At 49.2% G+C, this 22,252-nt stretch carries 15 protein-coding genes; 1 reads left to right on the top strand and 14 read right to left on the bottom strand.

All coding sequences use genetic code 11. The annotated features are described in order from the left end of the window. Window positions 1-4 precede the first annotated feature (4 nt). The 5 genes from LAT77_RS11190 to LAT77_RS11170 form a co-directional block, all read right to left on the bottom strand. Entirely contained in the window at window positions 5-1,738 is a 1,734-nt protein-coding gene (locus tag LAT77_RS11190) for a glycosyltransferase family A protein (protein ID WP_290564651.1), read from the bottom strand. After that, window positions 1,731-2,297 carry a LamG-like jellyroll fold domain-containing protein gene (locus LAT77_RS11185; RefSeq protein WP_290564650.1) on the bottom strand — a complete coding sequence of 189 codons (567 nt, stop codon included), beginning with the start codon at window positions 2,295-2,297 and terminating at the stop codon, window positions 1,731-1,733. The genes LAT77_RS11190 and LAT77_RS11185 overlap by 8 nt, the downstream gene beginning before the upstream one ends. Beyond that, window positions 2,290-3,216, bottom strand: coding sequence for a hypothetical protein (locus LAT77_RS11180; RefSeq protein WP_290564649.1), 927 nt, complete (start codon window positions 3,214-3,216; stop codon window positions 2,290-2,292). Before LAT77_RS11180 ends, LAT77_RS11185 begins: the two co-directional genes overlap by 8 nt. Before the next feature lie 6 nt (window positions 3,217-3,222). Next, entirely contained in the window at window positions 3,223-4,341 is a 1,119-nt protein-coding gene (locus LAT77_RS11175; RefSeq protein ID WP_290564648.1) for an ATP-grasp fold amidoligase family protein, read from the bottom strand. 156 nt (window positions 4,342-4,497) lie between these two features. Further along, window positions 4,498-7,827 carry a S8 family serine peptidase gene (locus LAT77_RS11170; RefSeq protein ID WP_290564647.1) on the bottom strand — a complete coding sequence of 1,110 codons (3,330 nt, stop codon included), beginning with the start codon at window positions 7,825-7,827 and terminating at the stop codon, window positions 4,498-4,500. Window positions 7,828-8,088: 261 nt separating this feature from the next. Between LAT77_RS11170 and LAT77_RS11165 the strand changes: the two genes are divergently transcribed. After that, on the top strand, window positions 8,089-9,054 hold the full coding sequence (locus LAT77_RS11165) for a sulfotransferase family 2 domain-containing protein (RefSeq protein WP_290564646.1): 966 nt from the start codon (window positions 8,089-8,091) through the stop codon (window positions 9,052-9,054). Between the two features lie 44 nt (window positions 9,055-9,098). On the opposite strand, the gene galE is transcribed toward LAT77_RS11165, so the two are convergent. The 9 genes from galE to rfbA all read right to left on the bottom strand — a co-directional run bounded on the left by galE (window position 9,099) and on the right by rfbA (window position 22,246). Next, window positions 9,099-10,115: a UDP-glucose 4-epimerase GalE gene (gene galE, locus LAT77_RS11160; protein ID WP_290564645.1), complete on the bottom strand. Its 1,017-nt coding sequence runs from the start codon at window positions 10,113-10,115 to the stop codon at window positions 9,099-9,101. Window positions 10,116-10,127: 12 nt separating this feature from the next. After that, entirely contained in the window at window positions 10,128-11,621 is a 1,494-nt protein-coding gene (locus tag LAT77_RS11155) for a glycosyltransferase (RefSeq protein ID WP_290564644.1), read from the bottom strand. A gap of 142 nt (window positions 11,622-11,763) precedes the next feature. After that, the gene (locus LAT77_RS11150; protein WP_290564643.1) at window positions 11,764-13,311 is read right to left on the bottom strand and encodes a S8 family serine peptidase; all 1,548 of its coding nucleotides are present in this window, start codon (window positions 13,309-13,311) and stop codon (window positions 11,764-11,766) included. 85 nt (window positions 13,312-13,396) lie between these two features. Beyond that, on the bottom strand, window positions 13,397-13,924 hold the full coding sequence (locus tag LAT77_RS11145) for a hypothetical protein (protein ID WP_290564642.1): 528 nt from the start codon (window positions 13,922-13,924) through the stop codon (window positions 13,397-13,399). A gap of 87 nt (window positions 13,925-14,011) precedes the next feature. Continuing rightward, window positions 14,012-14,377, bottom strand: a complete 366-nt coding sequence (locus LAT77_RS11140; protein WP_290564641.1) for a hypothetical protein — start codon at window positions 14,375-14,377, stop codon at window positions 14,012-14,014. Window positions 14,378-14,530: 153 nt separating this feature from the next. After that, a complete protein-coding gene (locus tag LAT77_RS11135; protein ID WP_290564640.1) occupies window positions 14,531-18,307 on the bottom strand; it encodes a glycosyltransferase in 3,777 nt (1,258 codons plus the stop codon). A gap of 49 nt (window positions 18,308-18,356) precedes the next feature. After that, window positions 18,357-19,382 (bottom strand): hypothetical protein, encoded by a 1,026-nt coding sequence (locus tag LAT77_RS11130; RefSeq protein WP_290564639.1) that lies wholly within the window; start codon window positions 19,380-19,382, stop codon window positions 18,357-18,359. A gap of 21 nt (window positions 19,383-19,403) precedes the next feature. After that, on the bottom strand, window positions 19,404-21,374 hold the full coding sequence (locus LAT77_RS11125; protein WP_290564638.1) for a heparinase II/III family protein: 1,971 nt from the start codon (window positions 21,372-21,374) through the stop codon (window positions 19,404-19,406). Continuing rightward, entirely contained in the window at window positions 21,374-22,246 is an 873-nt protein-coding gene (gene rfbA, locus LAT77_RS11120; RefSeq protein WP_290564637.1) for a glucose-1-phosphate thymidylyltransferase RfbA, read from the bottom strand. Before rfbA ends, LAT77_RS11125 begins: the two co-directional genes overlap by 1 nt. Between the last annotated feature and the right edge of the window lie 6 nt (window positions 22,247-22,252).

Raw genomic sequence — 22,252 nt, 5'->3', positions numbered from 1 at the left:
AAAACTAAATGCTGCGTTCACGCGCAGAAAACAAAAGCCGCACACTGGCTAGGACAAGTTCTTGATCGTGAGGCTGCAGATCGAGTACCGCACAATCACCGAGCTGATGGACTTGAGGGAGTCCATCAGGAATCAATTTAAGTAATTGATGTTCTGCGATCACAACATCCGCCTTGGCAAGTTTAAGCCCAACATGGGCGAAGGACAAATGGTGATTCTGCATAAACGCGAACACATCATCGGCAATGGGTTCTAACGCCGCTTCTGGCGTTAAAGGCCAATGCAATAACGCTGGTCGGCGACCAAGGTTCAAATACTTTGCCTTCAGTAACTGTAACTGTGCTTTCAGCCGCGGGTTTTGCGCGGTCGCGTCAAAAGCAAAAATCGACTCCGGTTCGTCATCGACTGATTTTAAAACCCCCAGAGGCGCAGGGAAAGCGCGTTGTCCTTGCCCTACCTGTACGGCCATGCCCTGTTCCACTTGTCGATGCCACCAGTCCGAGGCTTCGCGGTATAGGCGGCGCGCACCAAAATAAATGGTCCGAACGTGAGTGGCCCCCTGTTGCGTTAACGATTCTTGGTGCACCAACGAAAACGAAAGCGGAACATCGACGTCAATATGTTGCACTGCGGCTTCGCCAAAATGACGCTGCAAACGCCACAAGAACTCGGAGTCGGCTGACACGCGCACTTCATCCCAAAGCCCGACATCTGGCAACACTGAACGCCGAATCAACGCGGAGGAGTGATTGCGCTCAACAAAACGTCCACCCACCATCCATAAACCTAAAAAGTTAACCGTCGGGCTAACTCGAACCCAGCTACTCACGGTGGCTGCGAGATTCGTGTCGGCTAAGAGCACCTGTATCTGGCGTTCGATTTTTTGCGGATGCGACCAATCATCGGCGTCATGCACAGTGACAAAGTCCCCAGAGGCATGCGCCATGCCCAAGTTGCGTGTTGGATACGCCCCTTGATTGCGCTCACTGCATACCACAGTTACACACGGATGCACTTTTGCTAGCTCATGGGCGACCGCCACCGTCGCATCTTGGCTAGCATCATCAACGAGCAGAATCTCGACATTTGGCCACGTTTGCTGCACTAAACTGCGTACCACCGGTGGCAAATAGCTTTCGACGTTGAAACAAGGGACAATCACCGAAACAAGAGGTAAATCTGGACGGTTGATTAAATCGCGTGGCTGATCCGCCGAAGTTACTTCTTTACCTTCCAAGTTCTGCAAAGACAACGGCTGCTCTGAATCACGCAGCTTAACCTCCATCAGGTCAAACTCACGAAACATGGTGTTAATAATCCGCAATCGCTCGTCTTTTTGACGTTCATCATCGCCAAAACTATTGGCCTTCAGCATCGCTAGCTCATGTCGCGGTAGGGTCGCAAAACGGTTGTTGGCAAGGAGGGAATGAATCACTTGCGGACGCCCCAACGCTTGCTCACAAAGGGCGATAGCAACTAAAACTTTCGCTTCTGGATAGCGTTCAATTCGAGTGATTTCATAAAAGAAATCGAGCGCTAATTGAAATTGGCCTTGGCTCGCATACCAACGGCCCAGTACCCAGTTCGCGCGGCGACGAATGTTATCAATCGACGACAAGCGCAGTTGCAGTAAAACCGCAATCGCTTGCTCCGACAAGCCTCTCCACAGCGCGTCATGCCAAAGGTTAATGGCGTCAGTTTGCACGCCTTCCGGCGCTTGATGCAATTCTCTAGCCATGACTTACTCCACCAACCTGTACCCATGCACCAAGTTCAAGAGGTTCACCTAACTCGACCGCTCGTCCTTCCCGCACGGAGCCACTATATAAGTCGAGCTCGCGAATCGCACCATACAATGCGGACGAGCCATCTTCACGCGCAAACACAGTGATAGGTGCCGTTGTCATCGCCGGCTCGAATTGACGTTTAAACTCACCTTCGGCAATGATTGTGCCGTCGGCATAAATATGTGATCGTCCGTCCATACGGCGAATAAAAATCAACTCATGCCAGTGGCCGAGCGTCAAATACTCACCCGGGTTCCATTTGATCGCATTAAACTCACCCGAGCCATCGCCATACCCCCAGCGCCCCTCATCACTGCCCTTAATTCGAACCAAAAATTCATGCGACAAATGCGACTGAAATTTCGCACAAAGATAAGCCCAATCATCAGGCCAAGCGTCAATCCTAACGTTCATTCGAATCGCCATATCCCCGTTCAACCAAAAACGGGGCTGCGAAGGGAGCAACAAAAAGCCAGGCGATTGCGCTGAGAATTCAACATACTCAGCCATGTTCCTGCTCCTGCTCTGGCTTCGGCAAACAACCTTGTTTTTCGCCATCTAACAGATAATGAATGAGCGGATTCGCACCGGAACGTTTAACATCCGGATATTGCAATAAATACCAACCCGAGTCGAAATGTGGACTCGGTTGTCGACTTTCAAAGCCACCATGACGCAAATAATGCTCGGCAGGATCGACACCCGCTTTCGCGACATCCGGATACGTTTGCTTATACCATTGGGCATCAAATAGTGAACTCTGCTGCAGTAGCTTTAGATCTTCTTTTAACTTTAACGAGCCATTCGCTGGCCGCTCTTTTGACCCCGCCAGACTCGCCCCAGCAAGACGCTGCTCTGCAGATAACAACCAACGCGTTAATTTAGCAATCTCAACGGCTTGTTGATCACGTTGCTCGCGTATTTGACTTTGTTCTTGCAGTGCACTCGATTGACTATCCCGTAAACGTTGCAAATGTTCTTCAAATTGCTGTTTCTCGGCAAGCAATTGCTCACGTTCTTGAATGACCTGTTCGACCATTCGTGTTAAACCTTCAGCTTGCTCTCGTTTCGTTAATGAATCGCTGGTTACTTCTGCAAGTTCAACTTTTAATGCGCTAAACTCCTCGCTTCGTTGCTTAAATTCACGTAGTAGCGTGTCATGCTCGTGCGTCAGTAAACGAAAGGCTTCACTCGAACGCGCGTACGACTCTTGCAATTGGCTGAGCTCACGCAATAGTTCGTCACTGTACTCAGCTTTCTGCGCCGCCTTTTCACTACGTAACCGCGCTTCATTGAGCTCCTTGCTGAGTTGTTCTGACGCTCGCTGAATGCTTTCCAGCTCTTCGCGCTGACGCATCGTTAATTCAATTTGACGCGCAAGTTGTTGTACAAGAGCTTCGTTGGATTCTGCCGTTGTTTTCATAGTCATCAATAGTTACCTAATCTCATCCGGAGCCACAGAATGATAAGTTTCGTGTAATCCGCGCCAGGCCTTCCTCAGCTCTTCGAAAATTTTTGATTCCAGTTCAGATTTGGCATTTTTTTTGTAATAAAAGTAACGCTTAGCCATCCGATCATAGCCATTTGCACCATTATTTGCAGCAACGTCAGCGTAACGACGATAAATCCGATCAGAGATCATTGGCAACGCCTGTACCTGCTCAAGCGACATATCCCATAACAATGTTTGCAAGGGATAGTGCTTTAAATCAGCCGGTAACGCGTCGGCATTTCCACTCGCTAAACGCTGCTCAGCGTTCAAGAAAAGCTGATCCATCGCCGATACAAAAGGACGTTTAAGCCGAAACATCCGTTTGTGCATATCGCCCGGAGAAAACGTGTACTCTCCAAACGCGGGACCTTTGTCGGTATCATACATGTCAATGCGGACAAAAGGCGCGTCCGTCTTCAACGACAACGCGCGTGCCCACCACAGATGTTCAAGAATATGCTTCGGTAAAATATGATTACCTTGTTGCACATTTGGGCTTGGACATAGGTAATCTTGATCAACCATGAAGGGCTGCAAATTACCATCATAGATGGCAATACGCGGTGGCGACGCGTTCCTATCCACGGAAATAATAAACCCGATAATGCCTTGGAACGTATAAATTTTATAGTCGTAAGGAATTTCTGCGTTGGACAACGCACCGCGATGAAATTCCTCAATCAACCAATATGGATTCTCATGTTTATAATACTTAAGCACTTGTTCTTGGGCTTTACGAAGCCCATCGAGCGTAAAGACTTGCAGGCTTTTTTGGTCAAGATAGCGGCCCTTACCAACCCGCTCGAGTAAATACACGCCTTTAGCCGACCAACCCTTTCCATATTTAAACGCACTGCGTTCACCGAGGAGCTCTTCGCTTAACTCATTTAAATCGCGGATTAAATGCTTCCGGCGCGCACTGCGTAATCCCCAGCCGGAGACTAAGGCGGGAGCATTTGCTTTATCCGACATCAGACGTCGAAGCTCACTGCCACGCTTATAGAATTCCTCAGAAACAAAATTCAAAAAGGGGGATTCAGCATTGTCTTTATCAAATTCCATGGTGCTTCCAAGTTCTTACGGCATGCGTCTCAATTCAGTGATTAATATAACAAGTTCACCCTCAGTATGTCACTGTGACATGCAAGAAAACAAACCCTTCACTAAAAAAAGCGGGAGCTCGACAGCTCCCGCTTTTGACCAACCATGTTGGTTCAATTACTGATTTTGTTCATCATTGGCAATGATCATGATAATCAATGAACGACGGCGATTACCGTCATTAAACGTCACCCGCAGTGAACAGTCTTCCAGCAATGGACCGGTCGTGTACGTACCGTTGGACCATTCCCCTGCAGGACACGTACCACCAACAAACGAGCCGAGTTTAGCACCCGCATCTGGTGTTGCGCTAAAGCTGACGCGCTGCCCCCACGCAACTACTTGAGTTTGTGGCGTGTCGATGCTGCCATTGCCTACGATATTGATCGTGACCGTTACATCAGTGTTTAGATCCGGGTCAACCAAATCGAATTGTGCAGTCGCAACCATGTCTTCGGTGACATTGTTAATGTCGCGGTCCCAACCGGTGAACTCGTATGCTGGGTTCACTAAGAACGACGGCGGTACAGCGGCTTCGCCACGTGTAACGCGCTGCTGCAACTCACCACTTTGATAAACGGCCAAGTTCGTCAAATTAAAGGTGACGTCAAATGACTCCAAACGGAATCCAGCAATCACGTTACAACTACCCGTTAGCGGCGCAGTCGTATAAACATTACCAGCCAAAGAGCCACCACAACCGGTCACATTACCAACTTCCCAACCAGAGCTTGGCGTTAAAGTGAAGCTCACTTGCTCGCCATGCAGCGCTTGCTGAGTTTCCGGGTTGACCGAACCACCCTCAGTGACTAACGCATTGACCGTGTACGTGTTTAAGTCAAACGTAGCACTGACGGTACAAGCGCTGGTGATTTCACCAGTGGTATACACATTGCCCGCCAACTCACCTTCACAACCATCAATGGCGGTCAAGTGATAGCCTGTTTCCGCGCTCACTTCAAACGAAGCGGTGGAGCCATGGGCGACATCTTTAAATTCAGGTGAGAAACTGCCGCCAACGGACGCAACCGTGTCCACACGATAGGTGTTAATCGCAAATACCGCGGTAACTTGCGTCAATTCATCAACCGTCACCACACAGCTACCGGTACCAGAACATGCACCCTGCCATTCAGCTAAATGCCAATTGTCCGCGGCTTGCGCAACAAGCTCAACCACTTGACCTTGTGTAAATGAAGCCTTACACACTGCATCTGGACAATCAATCGCTGCCGGTGAGCTAGTGACTGCACCCTCACCCGTCACAGTAACTTCCAGACCACGGCGGGGTGAACCCGTCCATTGCACATCATCTAACCATGCGGTGCCTTGGACACCGTTCAGTGAACGGAAGTAGCGCCAAGTCAGCACATGCTCACCTTCACCAACTTCATAGCTTGAAGAATCAATGGTGCGACCTGTAGACCAGATCCGGCGCTCATCACCGATGCGGAATTCAAAGTAACCCGCTAAATCTTCAGTGATAATTTCCCAGTCAAAGCTGATTACACCCGGGCCGACTACCGTCGTCGAAATCCATGAGTCTTGCCCCTGACCAACCGTGCCGGCGCGAGCCGCTGACCCATTCACTGCTCCCGAACGTAAACGTCCCGTCCAGTCATCGATGCCACCGGTGGTAAAATACAAATCAGCGTTATCAAGCGCTTCAGAGAAACCAATCACAGCAGTTGTTGTGACCACGACCGCGTCAGAGTAATCACTATTGAGCTCAACCTTCGAGCCTTTTGCCGCAACCCGAGCAAAGTACTCAGTGTCCACATTCAAACCAGTGACCAGTAATGCGGTTTCACCTTCAACGGTCTTATCTGCATAACCGGAAACTAACTGAGTAAACGCTTCGTCACGAGCAACTTGGACGATGTAGTCATCAGCGCCAGCGACCGCTGACCAGCTTAGCTTAAAGCTAGCACCACCGACGTCACTCGCTTGCACACCCGCTGGAGTGGGTAACATTGAGTTTTCAATCAGTAAGTCAACCGCTGCCGCACAGTCTAAACGAGGCTTGACTACGCCATTACGCGGGTCGGTAACTTCCACGCCAGAATTCCGTAGCGCAGACTCAATGAGAGAAACTGGCGCCGAGGGCACCACTTCACGCATAATCGCAACACACGCAGATACATGTGGAGCAGCCATCGACGTACCATTAACGGTCACAGTCGTGTTATTCGGCCCAAAGGTTGAAATGGCATGACCAGGTGCCCACATGTCGAGGAACGATGCTGAGTTTGAGAAACAGCTGACAGAGTCAGTTGTATCACCGTTACCACAACTGCCATTGTTGGTATCTTTGGCGAGGGTACTACCAACACTAAAGACCGAGCTAATACATGCTGGTGCCGCTAGTGCATCGGTGTAACCATCATTACCTGCGGCAGCAATCGTCATAACGCCTTGACCGCGCAGTGTATCAATAGCGGTTTTACGGGCATTAAAGGTGGTATCACAAGCAGAAACCGTCGGGTTGTAACCCCCACCAAGACTCAAGTTCACCGCAGTTGTTTTTAAGCTACTTTGATTTTCAATCAGATACTCAAACGCGCGCAGTTGGTCACTGGTAAACGAGCGTAAACAGGTCTCCGCACCACCACAAATGGTACTGTCTTCGATACGGACAAAGACTTGAATCGAAGTAATATTCACGTCCGGTGCTACACCTGACCGGTTATCGTTCCAGCCACCAATAATCCCGGCGACATAGGTGCCATGACCACAATCTGGACCAGAACAGTAGCCACTTGCTCCAGCACCAGTTGCCGAACCAGCATTATCTTCACACAAGGAGAAAATCCCGCTTGCAGGATCGTGTGTTGAGAAACACGCTTCGGCATTGACACGACCGCCAAAAAAGGACTCATTCGCATTCAAACCAGAATCGATTACGGCAACAGATTGTCCTTGACCCGTGTAGCCGGAATCCCAGAGTGAATCAGCACCAATCAATTGTGTGCTATCGGCTAACAGAGGCTCACTCAGATAGTCTAACTCAATCGATGCGACCAACGGGTGCGCTGCTAACTCGCCTAACTCGCGCGCATCCACTTTCGTTGCCACAAACGGTAAAACCGCATAACTATATGCAGCTTGCGCCCGCAGCGGACTCAATATAGATAACACTTCAGATTGTGCTTGGACTAACTCAACACCAGCTCGCTGACCACCCTCCATAACGGATTGCGTCGGCCCCGTATGAAGACCAATCACGACACGTATTTCGCCTTCAGCCTTCGCTAAAGACTCGAGTTGCGCAATCGACGTCACAGGCTCGGTAACTAAACCAGATTGCGGATTGAAGCTTTGCACTGCTGCGGCATGGCCCGCCAATAACAATGCACCTGCAGTCGCCAAACTTAAGAACGTTTTCTTAAAGGGCAACTGCGCCGTATTTTTCCCCACGACAGGCTCGCTAACTTTTATCGTATTCACAATGGGAGTCTCCTTGACCCAAGCACCTGAAAAACTTTTTTAGACTTCAAATGAATTTTACAGTTGATTCAAATTGTATTATGCCTAATCTCAGTCAGTCTAATATATTTTGTTAACAACTTCGATGGAAAATAACAAATTATTGACGATTTCCTAAGCAGTCGTGCGCTTTACCCGAAAAATACATCGTCAGTCCTTGACTTGATTGGGCTGAGCAGCAAAGATCACTCGGTCAATCAACGAGGGAATTCATCGAACGATATGGAAAAATTGTTTTTTATTCACATTCCTAAAACCGCAGGAACCAGCCTCCGTGTTTCTCTACAAAATGCCCTCGGTGATGCTGCGATTCATGCAGACTATGGCCTCGACGCTCCACAAACGAGCGAAGCAGTGAAAACTTGGCTCTTGGGCGAGCAAGCCGATCCCTATCGCTTTTTACACGTGCCGAATCTGAAGGTATTGACCGGTCACGTCAGTGCGCGCAAATACGCATCCATGTTTGCAATCAGCAACATTTTTACTTTGGTGCGGGAACCTATAGAACGAGTCATCTCCGAATATCATCATTTTCAGCGCCACCATGACTTTCAAGGTTCGTTACTGGATTTTGCGCATCAGTCACACAAACAAAACACCTTACAGCGCTACCTTCGTGGCGTGCCTTGGCAAGCCATGGGGTATGTCGGCACGTCGACAAACTTTCAGCAAGTAACCGATGACTTAGCGCACATCTACAACCTCGCGCTCGAACCGCAAGTGTTGAATGCAAAGCCGCAGGAGCAAAACGAATCCGTGCCAGACGACGTCATCAGTGAACTCATTCAATTGAACGAAAATGACATTGAACTGTACAAGCGGATCGATGAGGCCATGCAGTGGCGACAGCACTGTAAAGAACGTCATCTAGAATATGTGCATGGGCGCACACGCTTTAATCGTGAGAAAAAAATCCTTTCTGGTTTTGCTTTTTATCATCCTTGTGAAAACGTTCAGTCCGCAGTTCAACTGAGCGTGCAGCTACTCGATAGCGAAGGTTCGATCGTCGATACCATCGACGTCAATGCCTGCCTATTCGAGCAACCGTTAGCGCCATTCCACCCGCCGCGCAATGGCTACGTCGGTTTTCAAATTGACTTACGCCAATATGCAGCGGTCAAAACAAGTGAGCGTGTTGAAGTCGTTGCGGTTAGTAGCGGGCAAAAAATCGGCAGCCATCGACTTTAATGACTTGAGAGTCTCGCCACAGTCCGCTGTGGCGAGTCCTTAGGCTAATACCCGTCGGGGTTCTTTGACTGCCAACGCCACGTATCGGCACACATGGCATCCACGTCACGCTGCGCACGCCAACCCAACTTCTCATACGCCAATTGCGGATCCGCGTAACAAGCGGCTACATCACCCGGGCGGCGATCAACCAGTTCATAGGGGATTGGCTGACCACTAACGCGGGCAAAGCTCGCGACCATTTCGAGCACAGAAACGCCTCGCCCTGTTCCTAAGTTCACCGCAAGTAACTCAGCGTCTTCACGTGCCAGTAAATAATGCAATGCCGATAAATGACCTTCGGCCAAATCCATCACGTGAATGTAGTCGCGAACACCGGTGCCATCGACCGTATTATAGTCACTTCCAAACACACTGAGGCAGTTACGGCGGCCAACTGCGACTTGGCTAATAAATGGCATTAAATTATTCGGGATACCGTTTGGATCTTCACCAATGAGGCCACTTTCATGTGCCCCCACCGGATTAAAATAGCGCAAGCTGACGATTTTCCATGGCGCTGACTTCGCCGCTGCCAAGTCTTCCAACATCTGTTCAATAACCAATTTGGTGCGACCATACGGGTTTGTTGTAAAACGCTTGCTGCTTTCGACAATCGGTAACTGTTCCGGATCGCCATAAACGGTTGCCGAAGACGAAAAAACAAATGCGTAGACACCAAACTCAGCCATCACCTCCAGTAAATTGGCAGTTCCGGCAACATTATTTTGGTAATATCGCAGCGGCTCAGCAACTGACTCCCCCACTGCTTTGAGTCCAGCAAAGTGAATGACCGCGTGAATATCACGCCCTGCAAACACTGCCCGCAGAGCAGAGGAGTCACAGAGATCACCTTGAATAAACTCAATGGTTTTACCGGTTATCTTTTCCACTCGAACTAACGCTTCGCGGTGGCTGTTGCTCAGGTTATCGAACACGGTTAACTCAAACCCCGCGTTCAATAAAACGACACACGTATGAGAGCCAATATAACCAGCACCCCCAGTGACTAATATTCTCACATTACACTCCGTTTATTCGTATTCGTTTCTGGAATCGTGCGGTCGATACTCGACCAAAAGCTGTTGTAATAGTGCATCAAACACCGGGACTTGCGCTGGCTCCTCCTGCATACACTCAAGCCAGTTTTGCACCTCGCCAGCGTAGACTTCCGCTGCCAAATGATGCTGAAAGTAGTCCAAACCGAGCTGCCGCTGATGCTCGCGATGCTGCTCTGCATCCGCTGCGGTTAAATACCTCGCTAACGTATCGACAAGGCTCGCTTCGCTAACCGGCACGATGGCTTTGGCCGCAAAAAAATCCGCCAAGGCTGGTGTTTCCGTTGCCAAAACAATTAAGCCGGAAGCTAACGCATCAGTCAGTTTAGCGGGCACTTGATAATGCGCCACGGGCGATTCGGTGTCCTGCAGATTAATGGCTATATCACCGAGGGCAACCACTTGTGGAATCTGCGCAAATGGCTGATTGCCAAAAAACTTAACCGCAACGCCGCTCGTCTGTGCAAGCAGCTCCAGCTCGGCCTTAAATTCCGGCTCAGGGAAATTGCCGACGATCACATACACAACTCGTGGATCATTCAGTTGCGCTAGTGCCGCAACAGTCTCGCGCAGACCTTTGTGCGCGCGAGGGGTGCCAAAAAACAAAACCACTTTAGCCGCTTCCGAGACACCAAAGTGAACACGCGCTTCGCGACGTAGGTTGTCCATGTCGGCAAAATCACTCGCGCGACGCACATGAGGAATAACTCGGCCGCCATAGCGTTGCTGTAAGGCCGGGTTTGACACCGTCACCGACGGGAACTGACGAACCAAGCCAACACTAAAATAGGTCCATTGTTTGCGCGTCAATCCGGCTAGGTGTGGTAATCGAACGTGCTGCTCTAGCCATGCAGCGACACCATCATCTAGCTCGTCAATGCGCCGCCGTTGATTAAAAAAGGCCAATTCTTCATCATCGACATCTTGAATGACTTGCGCTTGCCATATCCACCGGTACAGCAAGGCAAACACTAGGTTAGGCCCACGCGGCTTTATTAAATGAACAAGATCAAACGGATGTTGCAGAACAAATGCAACCGCCTGCGGCCAAAAGTCGGAAGCACACGACTCCCAACTTGCTTCGTCCCAATTCTCTTCAATGGACAACAAATGGCAAGGCAAATCGATGTCCGCCAGTGGCGCCCACAGCGACTTGCCCCAGCGTGGAAAAAGACAGCCGACCAGATGGGTTTCGGCAGCTGGACGATAGAGCTCGGCAATCGCCACCGCTCGACCTGCAGGATTATGGGACATTTCCCAACAGATCACAGCCACTCTTGGTCGTTCTGCTCGATGGCGTGCTTGCTTAAATCGCCGTTGAGCTAAGCGCAAACCAAATTGAAACACATGACGAATTTCTGGGAACCGTAACATTAAACGAACATGCGCAATGATCGCGTCTTGCCAACGCTCGTCGGCGAGAAGCTGATTGGCGTTCTGAATTTGTTCCTGACGACTTAAGGCATCCATGCTGTTCCCCCACTAACCTATTTTCTACCGAAAAACTAACGGATGAATATACTATATCTTTGCAAAACAGAATACCGGCATCGCCTTGAGGGCAAAATAAAACCCGCCGAAGCGGGTTTTATCATCCAGACGAGCTAGAATTTTAGAACTCTTGTGGCTGGCTGCTGCGACGTTTACGCAGAATCATCAAGAGTGTACCCATATCCACATCCTGCTCTACAGAAGCAACAGCGGCAATCGCTGCACCACAGTCAATCCGTGGCTTAGTAATGTCATTGCGAGGGTCGGTTATCATCGTGCCGGTTTCTTTCAGCACAGACAATACTTCATCGACCGAAGCATTGGGTAATGCTTGGCGTAATACCGCGAAGCAACCTGCTACATGTGGAGCCGCCATCGACGTCCCTGCTTTGTAGCTGTAAGAGTTATTCAAATCAGGAGCGAAAATAAAATGGCCTGGTGCGAGTAAATCCAAAAACTCTGCTGAGTTAGAGAAACAGCTTACCGCATCAACATCGTTACCATTACCGCAAGTATTCGACTGGCCCGGCGTTGACATGGTGCTACCGACACTGACGCCGGAAGAGATACATGCCGGCCCACCTAAAGAGTCAGAGTAGCCTGAGTTACCCGAAGCAATAGCCGTGGCTATTCCAACACTGCGTAACAAGTCGATCGCCGACTTAACGCCTGCATTGTTACTGTCACAAGACGCTTGGTCGTAATAACGGCCACCGCCCAAACTCATGTTAACTGACGCGATATTCAACTCATTACGCAACGAGTAGACATACTCAAGACCAGCAATTTGGTCACTACCATAAGAGCGAACACAAGGTTGATTTGAATCACACTGATGTGACGGGAATTGACTAAAGACTTGAATACCAATTAAATTCGCGCCTTTGGCCACACCTTGGACAACCGTACCAGACGGGTCAAGCGAGCTCGCTGATGTCGTCGCACTCTCGCCCAATACGGTACCAGATACATGCGTTCCGTGCCCACAACCTGACGCACCCGTGCAGTCTTCAGCGGCACCTGGTCCAGTCTGGCCGCGTTGCCCACTTGGACACATGGTCGTCGACTGCCCCGATGTGGTGGAGTAACACGCTTCCGCGACAATACGCCCTTCAAAGTGCGGATGTTGCGTTGCCACGCCGGTATCCAGTACAGCAACTGACCAACCTGTACCGTCATAACCTGCGGCCCATGCGCTTGGCGCGTTAATGATCTCATTACTGCGCGGCATCTGCGGTTCGCTCAAACGGTCAGGTTCGATGCTACTGATACGATTTGAATTAAGCAGCGCATCGAGTTCTGACTCGCTGACTTCAATGGCCATAAAGGGTACATATTGATACTGGTGGCCAGCACGCAATGACTCTTCGCTAATCATGCTCGCAACCTCTGCTTGTGCAGCACGCAGCAGAGATTGAAATTGCGGCATAGTTTCTTCGTTTAACTCACCAGCGGGAAGGCTCGGTATCGGCATGCCGACAATCACACGCACACGATCCTGCTCAGTAAACATTGAACGAATTTCACTGACCGAGTGCAACTGATGGTCCGTTGCTGTATTTAAAAAACCACTGGTTTGCGCCTGAGCTGCACCCACGGAAGCCAGTGCAAGCGCGCAAGCTAACGGCAATGCCTTACGAAAAAATGAGGTAGGTGTCTTAAGTTTCATTCATATCTCCCTGTACTTGCATCGCTACATCTCGAGACCGCTATTCAAGTGTTCACTCGTACGCCTGCAGATGAAGTACACAATGTTAATCGATTTCAGGATCTTTACGTTCACCGATTTCTCGTGGTTCATAGCGTGAACGTGCCTGACGTGCAACCCAGGCCTCTGGGTCGGGAATATTTTCACCGATATTAATCGGGGTCGAGTTTCGCGCTTGTGTTGTATACTGTAACGGGTCCCGAATAGTTTCACCGAGGTTTACCGGCTCGCTATTGCGCGGCTCCGAAACGTAATTATCGGGATCAATATACTCGCCAATTGAACGCGGTTCACCGCGAGACTCCGAGATGTAAGTGTCGGGATCGATATATTCGCCTATCTCTCCAGAATACCCCTCAGCAGCCATCAATGTCCCTGACGACCCCATACGCGCTGAAAGCTGCTCGATAAAGTCAGTCGAATTTGAATTTGGCTCTGCTTCCGAAACGTCTGCAGATGTCATACTAGGTTGCGTGTTCACTGTGGTTGCACCCGTATAATCAGACTCGCCAGCTATCAAGAAATAGCCGACTGCAATTAACACTGCCACGAACAAACCAGCCACAACTTTCATCCAAACCACCTCAAACTAACCGTTAAAACGAATAAAGCCCTGCACAGGCAGGGCTTTTGAATTCAACGCTACCGAACAAAAAGAACCTTAACGGTAATCGAAACGAACTGCCATGCAGTGACCGTTGTGCTTACGCGTTGTATCGACGTCAACACGAATCTCGCGGCCAGTTAGGTAGGCGATTTGAGCAGATTCAAACATGCGCAGTGCAGTATCTTCGTCATTCAGCTCACCCGTGCAAGAAAAAGAAATCCAGTTAGAACACGCGCCACCAGATTTACTTTCTAAGCTGTTGCCAGCCATCATTGCCAAGCAGCCACCAAAATTCGACTCATGAATAAGTAGACGCTCAACTTTCGCCCAATCCGATTGAACGACATCGGCAGATGCAGCAGCAGATGTGAGTAATGCAGCCCCTGCGATTGTTGCGAGCAGTTTAAATTTTGCTCTCATATTTTATTCTCCTTGATTACATTCTAAGCCGCTGGGCAACCCGATAATCGCCAAGCAAATTCATGTGAGACTGTTAGTTTGCGAATCACAAAATTGATTGTAAGACATGATTTTCAGTTTTACAACATTAAATTAACAGAGCGTAAAAATTTGTTAACCCAATCGCAAAGGTACTTTCTCTGCGGCCAATTTACGCTGATTCAGATATTCATCGCGGATAGACGCCAATTGTTCCGTATCAACCAGTTTCGGATACACGTGAGCGAATCGCTGTTGGAATAACTTCTTATCCCTCAGTGAAAAATTCGCCGCTTCACTTTCATCCTGCTTAAAATCTTTGCGCCGATCATCTTCGAGCAAAACCGACTTGGCCGTATAAGCAAACTGGTTACTTGCTCGAGCTAAAACGGTCACTTCGTTATCCGCACGATGCGATTTGTACTCGTCGAACAATACCTGATCTGCATAGAAGTTAGCGACCCAGTCTTTACGCACCATACCAAACGCCGCCACTCGGCCGTGCCATTTCCCGCAATTAAATGCTAGCAATGACTTTTTCTTCGACTCGAGGGTTTCAAACGCGATTTGCAACCAAGCTTCTCCAGGGAACGCATCTTCGGCTAAATACACGACATACTGGCCACTACTGCATTGTGCAGCCTGATTTAAGGTTTTAATAAAGCCTTGCCGGCGCGTATCGTTAACCACGACGAAATCGGCTGATATACCGGCACGTTGCTGTAAGAATTGTGCGGAGCGCAGGCCCTTTTCCACATCGATACAGGGCATGACAACACAAATATTCTGGTGAAACTGAATCTGACCTGCGTTTAAATTCTGCACATCGACTAGGAATATACTCGATTGATCAACAGGCTTTGTATTCACCAAACTCGGATTCATGTTCGCCACTAGTAAACGAGCTTTCATTGTCACTCGCTTATAGCGCCGTAACCGCTTACCGAGCTGCTGCCACCAATTATCAGCACCATTGTTGGGCTCAAGTTTCGCAGCAACAGCAGCGAGCTCTTGCTGTAAAAACTCTGTTTCCGCAAACACATACTCGGCGACATCAGCGGCTATTTTTGGGTCAAATTGCTGACCGGTATTGGCAAAGATAAAGGGATTCGCATCGGCTTTCAGCCCCTCATGACCGAACTCCAGCCAATTTCGACATGGAAATGACCACTCATCAGCGAGCAGGACGTACTTGCCACGCAACTGTGTCACCGTTTGCTCCATGTCTTCGGCGACGCGTTCACCCGCCAAAACAATGAAACAAGCAATCGGATGATCCGCACGCTTAACAAATAAGCGCGCCGCATCAAGTGCGCGTTGTGGCTGAGTTCCTTGAAGCACCACGGCAACCGTTTCATCACCGAATCGCTGCAGCAATCGCGACTGATGCGGCTCAACAAAGTAGATATGTTGATCGACATCAAAACGACCAAAGTCCTCGGTTTGCAGCGCCCTGTCACTGTGCACCAGATCAAAGTTAGCGGTGCGTTCAACCGGCAAAAAAGCCGTTGGCGCTGCCGTTAATGTTTGGTAAAAGCGATCGAACCACTGCCGAAATCGCTCCGCGACGGGGTAAACCGTTTGTTTCTGTTGACTGGCCCGATACGCAGCCAGCAAGAAGTTCGCGCGCGCTGCACGATAGCCAAACTGACGCTCATACAAACGCCGTCCGGCGGCTGCCATTGCGCTCGTTTCATCAGGGTTGGCAAATAGCTCGTGCACACACTCGGTCATCTGTTGCCAATCCCCAAATGGCACTAGACGCAAGTAACCTTGCCGCCCGAGATCGCCCAAATCAGAAATATCATTCGCGATCACTGGTGTATTCATTGCAAATGCATCGGTCGCTTTATACGGAAATTGATAATGACTCGCTGCGACATTTGGATTCAGCCACAAAATGACCAAGTCGGCTGCCAAATTAATCCGTGCCATACCTTCGCGATCTTGCGGTGGTAAAAACACGATTCGGTCGCCGAAGCGATCGGCAAGCGCTTTCTGGTCTGGCGTTAAACGTGAACCGACAAAAAGTAACTTATAGCGCGGATCGTTAAGGCGCTCGACCAATTCCACCAATTCGTAGATGCCTTTATGCCGGCGAATGAGGCCGCCGAAAAGAATCACGCGATCCTCGGCAGAAAACCCAAGCTCGTGTCTCACCGCAGCGCGATCATAGTTCGCGGGGTTATAGACCCGCTCATCCTTCAAATTACGCATATATAAGGTGCTCGAACCATAATGACGATCAAGCCCTTGGTTATGAGTCACGATAATCGGACTGGCTTGCGCCAATGGGTCGAATAATTGTGACCAGCGTTCAGAATAGGGGTTGCGCAATTCCGGCTCGTCCAGTCGTACGTCACGAAGATCAACATCCGCATGCAGATCTTTTGTTGTTGGCGAGCCAACGACCGTTTCTAAATCATTAATTTCCAATACATAAGGAATCGCCCGCGTGGCATTAACCAACATGGCGATCCCGAGGCTCGGTAAACGTGGCTTCACCACATACATGATGTCGCCGGTGACGGCTTCAGCAGCCGCTTTCATTGCCGCAAAGAAATCTGGGAACTCAGAGCCTTTAAAATATTTCGTGGTGAAGTTTGGCTTAACATCCTTTAACGGAGCAAAAACGCCCTCGTCAAAGAAATCAAAGGCAATTAACTCAACCTCATAGGTTTCCGACAATGCCTCGGCCACAGCAAACGGCTTGGAAAAGTGGTTTCGGCAGTGGTCCCAAACAATAATCGACACTTTTTGCACCGGCACCGCCCCCACCGCAGGTAACCCTTCGGCAAAATAGCGCTTTATTTTTTGATTAATCAAATCAACCGGAGTGCGATCGCGGCCGTGGAGACGAGTAATTTGCTCCAAAGCATCGTTACGTTGGTAAAGTGCGGCACTGATGGGGACATGAACGGGGTCACGCAGCCATGTATATTTTAGAATTAAATCATAATCTTGACGTCGAATTAAGGCCTGATCAAAGCCACCAAAAAGGTCATACAGCTCACGTCGATGAGCAAAAGTGTTTAAATCAATAAACGGGCGCTCAATCAATTGTTCGTGGTTAAAGGCTGGGCGCTCAGTGGAACGAATACTTAAAGAACCGTCCCTGCGTAGATGAAAGTCAATAAAGTCAAAGTAAATAGTCGAGCGGCCAGGCATCTGTGTGAACGCAGCGACAACTAATTCGAGATACGCAGGATGCCAATAATTATCAGAATCTAAATACGCGATAATATCGCCTTTCGCCCGTCGCAGCGCCGTATTCCGAGCCGCTGCTGCACCTTGATTGTCCTGGCGAACATAAGTCACTCGCGGATCTTCAATCGCCGCAATCAGCGCTTCGGTCTCATCTTCACTACCATCGTCACAAATAATCAATTCAAAATACGCATAACTTTGCGAAAGCGCGCTGTCGATACTTTCCCGCACAATCTCGGCACGGTTGTAGGTTGGCATGATGATTGAAATGAGAGGCCTAGACGCATCATCGAGGCCTTCAAAATCATGCAAAAACTCGAGGATCCGTTGTTCATTTCGGTCGTGAAATCGCTCCAACGCACCATTGTCGTTGCGTTTATCCAACAAACTTGTCAGTTTTTGGCCATAACGACTCTCACGATACGTCTCAAAGCCTTTGTACACCGGTCCAAAACCATAAAACCGGCGCAAACGTTTACGTAGCACAGGATCCGTCGTTGCTTCGAACGCGCGCTCGCGCAGCGCATCGAAGTCGATACTCGGATCACGGGCTTGAATTAAGTCAAAGTTAAAACGAACATGCGCCTCAAGTTCTGGGTTATGAAGATACGCTTTTAAGAAGGCAACTGCGGCTCTACGATACTCTTCAGCCAAAAATGCCTGCCGTCCAATGCCCATCTGATTCAATGAAGTTTGCGCACTCATGATGCAACCCTATTTTCTTTTACTATCGTTTTAGACCGCTCGAATAAAATCATTTTTTTGGTAACTTTGCGTGAATAAACTGCAAGCACAGGCGCTTGTAAGCCATCTCATCGGACGCTGAATAATCAACGACGTCGCGCACATCATTGTAATCACCGTGCAACTCCACCGGCTCATCACTGATCGACCAACGAACATGATACTGTTCAGCCAGTACTGACATTTGCTGACGATGGCGATAACGAATATATTGCGCCACAGTCGAACATAACTGTGGACGCGCCTGTAAACCAATCGCAGCCTCGAGTTTAGGCAAACGTTTTAACAAAGCAACCGTTGCCGGATCGAATACATTGTCGTGATCCGCATAAAACTGCCGACGGAAATCTTGCAACAAAGCCATCGACGCCGCCGAAAGCGATTCATTCGAAGCTCGACGATGTCGCGCCGGAACCGTCAATTGAGTTCCAATAACCTGTTCGACGAATGCTAAAAAGTCATCGACAATATCGCCACCAACGAGCCGACGGCGATCAAATTCACGCACCGACAAACTTGCCGTTAACCCTTCCCATTGCTGAAGAATTCGTAAATAACCAAACTGAAAGGTTCGCGGGTCACTGAACGTCGACGACGCTTTCAAACGTTGTTGAATTTGCGACAAATACAATGAAACCGGTTCCCGAAAATACACTAATGTATGAATTTCAGTAAAACCTAACTGCCGTAAAATATTGACAAACTCTTGTGCTTCTTGAGCATTAAAACCACAAAAATATTCGCCCGAAAGCAATACGGTATCGTGTTCAGCCATTTCGCTGACAAACGCAGTGCGTACCGAGGCCACATAATTCTGGTAGTCCTGATTATCCTCGGGAAAACGTGAGCGTATATCGCGGCGGATCCGCTCATGAGGCATGACCAACGTACAAAGCTCGTTGTGATGATGCTTACCCAACAGGCGCGGATAACACGCTGGTCCAAGCGCATTATTTTTATGAGCAAAATACAGTCCCTCTTGCAATGCAGTCGAGCCTGTTTTCCCTGTACCAATGTGCAGTATTACCTTTTTCAACCCTGCGTCCTCAAGTTCGAATTATGGTGTTGATTGTAGTTTTGCAGGTCGGCCATTTTGCAACACAAACTGCTTCACTTCACCCTTGTCATTCAAGGTCAATACCATAGCTTTACCAGAGTCATATTGTCGATGCTCAACGGACTCAATACGTAAACCTTTTTCCTCGGGCAATAAAACGACCCAGAACAATCCGGATTTTGCCGTCACCGGAAAACGCAAACGTCGATGATTGATCACATACTGGTCGTCATAAGCTTTTGGATTCTCGCGAACCTCGCCATGCGCCTTGCGCGGCCGACGCGTAAAGAAATGCAAACTCAAAACCGGCGTTTGCTGCGCAACATCGTTTAAAACGAAGCGACTACGAAGCCAATCCGACTGAATGAGCTGTGCATTTTGCTGGGCTAAATCAAGCGCCATCGGCGTGTGCAATAGCCACTCAAAGTCATGCTTTCGATCGTCACCTAAGGACATAAAGTCACGAATAACCACCACTGGAGTACTCGTCTTCAACACCCAAATACTGCGAGACGCCGATTTCACCGGATTATAATCTTCGGCGTTGTATGCTTTACGCGCATCGCCACGCATAAAAACGGAAACGTCGTTTTCGGCGTATGCTTTGAAAACCCCAGAAGTCGAAGCACTACCGCCACATAAGGCCATGCCTTTACCGTCAACCAAAATACTTTGGTGCGCACCACTTTGTGAAAATGAATCGGCCAACTTTTTATTGCAAGGCCCAGTATCAATAATCACTGGTCGCCCGTCTAACGCGAGCGTAAATGAATTATGATCCGACTGCTGATGAATGCGTTGCACGCCCATGCCACACGAGAACGTGAATGCAAACGCATTCGGCTGCCAAGAATCTCGATACACAACGTAGCCTTTCTCGGCAAAGTATCGCGAATTTGGCAGTGCTAAATCGGCCATCGTGGTGTCGGTGCGCGCACCAAATAACACCGATTCGAACAAACTGCTGCGCCATTGCTTCGGGTCCGCCCCATAAGACTGATTACCGAGGTCACCGAGTAGTTGCCGCCACACCGGCATGGCAATCGCTTGTTGTCCCGATAATTCGGCCGCCAGCCAATAGCCATTCAGTGCCAACAACGGGTTCATGTAAGAGTCATTGTAATTCCAAAGCGTCGCGCCTTCCGGCACCACCTCAAAAGCGACATATTCGGTATAACGGTGTAATCGCTCTAGCAAGGTTCGATCCAGCTCACCGTTAGCCAGTGCTTCTTGATATACACACGGCATCACTGCCTTTAACGTCATGCCTGCGTACGACAGACCTTCCCGATTTACACCACACTCAGTTAGCCCATACAGTATGAACGCCTGCGTCTTTTCCCGACCAACCTGATACCAGTGTTGTGCTTGTGCAAGTTCATTCGGTGTCAAATCAAGTTGGCTTTGCAAGCGACTAAAGCCACCAAAATAAAGAGCCGCGTAGCCAACAATGGAATGGTTCCACATGAGTCGCGCAGGCTTCTTATCACCCCAAGCAGACGCGCGGCGGTCCTCATCGATGCGTAAACAATAGGATTGCATCAACCGATAACACAGCGCAGTATCATCCTCTCTCAGTTCGTCACCAAAGGCTTGTAAAACAATACCTAAGGCAACCACCAGTAACCCAGGGCCATGTGGCGGATATTTGCTAAATAGGTGGTAACCGAGATCGTCAAACTGTGTTAACGCATGAAGATCAGCAAAAGCTTTTTGGTAATAGCGCGGATCGCCCGTTAACGCAGACGCCAAGCACATCTCCAACGGATAGTTGTGCCAAATAAAAATTCGTGGCCATGCCCCAACCTTACACAGCTGTTCAAAGCTCTGATCTAAATAAACCTTAGCTGACTTCAGCAGTGCCTCGCGCATTACTGGATCAGCATGATGCTGTGCCGTGAGCACACGCTCGCGCCAAGGTGACACAGATAAGGAGACGGGTATGCCGCTAAACTCTCGAATAAATGACATTACTTCTTCAACAAGCCCAGTAAATATTCACCATACTGCGTCTTCTGCAGCGACTCGCCATGAGCAAGCAGCTGTGCATCATCAATCCAGCCATTCTTCCAGCTGATCTCTTCTAAACAAGCGACTTTCAACCCTTGCCGATGTTCTATCGTTTGCACGTACGCACTGGCCTCGAGCAATGAATCGTGAGTACCCGTGTCAAGCCAAGCAAAGCCACGTCCAAGGCGCTCAACATTCAAATCACCACGCTCTAGATAGGCATTGTTGACACTCGTAATTTCCAACTCGCCACGCGCAGAAGGCTTTACTTGTTTGGCAATTTTCACCACATCATTGTCATAAAAATAAAGACCAGTGACCGCGTAACTCGACCGTGGTTTCGCCGGTTTTTCTTCAATCGACAACGCTCGATAGTTGTCATCAAACTCGACCACACCAAAGCGCTCAGGATCTTTCACCATATAACCAAACACGGTCGCACCCGATTGTCGCGAAGCGGCACGCTTCAGCTGATCAGAGAAATGTTGACCATGGAAGATGTTGTCACCTAAAACCAAACACACTGGCGAGTCGCCAATAAATGACTCACCAATTAAAAATGCTTGGGCCAGCCCGTCGGGACTCGGTTGGACAGCATACTCAAACTTCAGGCCTAGTTCCGAACCATCCCCTAACAACTTCTCGTATTGCGGCAAATCGTCCGGCGTAGAAATGATTAAAATCTCGCGAATTCCCGCCAACATCAGCACAGAAATCGGATAATAAATCATCGGCTTGTCGTAAATGGGCAACAGCTGCTTCGACACCCCACGGGTAATGGGATGTAAACGCGTACCGGATCCACCTGCTAAAATAATACCTTTATATGCCATACACTG

The organism is Aliidiomarina sp. (assembly GCF_022565475.1).
In the GTDB taxonomy this organism is placed as follows: Bacteria; Pseudomonadota; Gammaproteobacteria; order Enterobacterales; family Alteromonadaceae; genus Aliidiomarina.
This window is presented reverse-complemented; position numbering and strand designations above follow the sequence as displayed.